Origin of the sequence: Paraburkholderia sp. SIMBA_053, from assembly GCF_046534895.1 — a bacterium.
Classification (GTDB): Bacteria; Pseudomonadota; Gammaproteobacteria; order Burkholderiales; family Burkholderiaceae; genus Paraburkholderia; species Paraburkholderia caledonica.
This window is the reverse complement of the sequence record NZ_JAWRXU010000036.1, coordinates 1-1,524: the sequence shown is the minus strand read 5'-3', so window position 1 is coordinate 1,524 and position 1,524 is coordinate 1. Positions and strand designations below refer to the sequence as shown.

Genomic DNA, 1,524 nt, shown 5'->3' with positions numbered 1-1,524 from the left:
ACGGCGGTCTTCATGTTGTCTACAAGGACTTTCCCACTTTTAGCAAGCAACAATCCACCGCACCTGATCGACGTCGACAGGTGCGACATTATTATTTGCGATGTACGGCGCCACCACTTACGCGACGAGCTCGAGGTATATGGACGGCGTGTCTACAAACGGACATTTGTACTGCCACAAACGGGCAGTGGTCCCTGATGAAAGGCGCGCGCCGAAGACTCCAGTCGTAGATCGGGGATCAGGCTACAACAGTGCCAGTTACACCCAACAACATGAGCGAGCATTCCTCAGCGCAGGTCCAACCTCTTTACACATCGACAACTGCACGTCACATCGTGCTGGCCTTACTACACAACAAACAACGTCATAGCTACCCGGATATTCAGCGAATGAGTAACTAGACCGGAACCTTGAAGGCGTCGCCCAGGCGAAGTGCCGCCCAGCACATCCGCGCGTTCTTTGCCGCAATGGCGACTACGGCACGACCGAACCCTCTTCGCTGTTTCAGTTGCAGAGCCCAGCGGCTAACGGGATCTGAATGAGCTGCCGCCTTCATGAGAAGTGATCTCGCACCCATGACGAGTAACGTTCGAAGGTAGCTGTCGCCGGTCTTTGTGATACTTCCGAGTCTGGCTTTGCCCCCGGAACTGTGCTGCCCTGGCGTGAGCCCCAACCACGCACAGAATTGCCGCGAATTCTTGAAGTCGTGCCCATTCCCGATGCTGGCCACTATGGCTGTCGCGGTTGTGGGCCCCACACCGGCGAGCTTCATCAACTGGCGCGCTCGGTCATTCTGTTTCGCTATATACACAAGGTGTTTGTCGTACTCGCTGATGCGTTCGTCCAGGCGACCGAGATGGCTCAACATGTCTCCGATTGCAGTGTTGCACCAGCCTGGCAAATCCTCCAGTACAGCGAGAGCTTCCTGGCGCATAGCACTTATCTTGAGCGGCAGCGCGATCCCGAGTTCGCTGAGGAGCCCGCGGATCCTGTTGATCAGGGCGGTGCGTTCTTCAATGTATCCTTGACGCGCCCGGTGAACAAACAGGTCTGCTTGCTGATCGATCGTCTTGATCGGAACAAAGCGCATATTGGGCCGTGTTACGGCCTCGCAGATCGCCGCAGCGTCATTAGCATCGTTCTTCCCACGTTTGCCCGACATCCTGTACGGCGCCACGAACTTGGGCGCCATCAGCTGAACCGTATGACCCAGCTTCTGAAACTCTCTCGCCCAATGATGCGCACCGGAGCAGGCTTCCATGCCGATGAGGCAGGGCGGCAAGGACGCCACAACCTCAAGCAACCGGCTACGGCGGACTTCCGGGCGAACCAGTTCGGGCTTGCCGGTCGGTCCGACTCCGTGCAAGGCAAAGACGTTCTTGGCCAGATCAATTCCGAGAGTTACGATTGCCATGGACTTCCCCTTTCGAGTGAGCTGATGGAGCGTGAGAACCCCATCGTGGCACTTTGATGCCGTTACCCGCAACGGGCGCTTGATTCGGGACGGGGAAGTCCCTTTCATTC

General features: G+C 57.0%; 1 protein-coding gene. It reads right to left on the bottom strand.

What is annotated here, in order from left to right; genetic code table 11:
* Nucleotides 1-397 precede the first annotated feature (397 nt).
* A complete protein-coding gene (locus SB753_RS34330) occupies nucleotides 398-1,414 on the bottom strand; it encodes an IS110 family transposase (protein ID WP_410804478.1) in 1,017 nt (338 codons plus the stop codon).
* Between the last annotated feature and the right edge of the window lie 110 nt (nucleotides 1,415-1,524).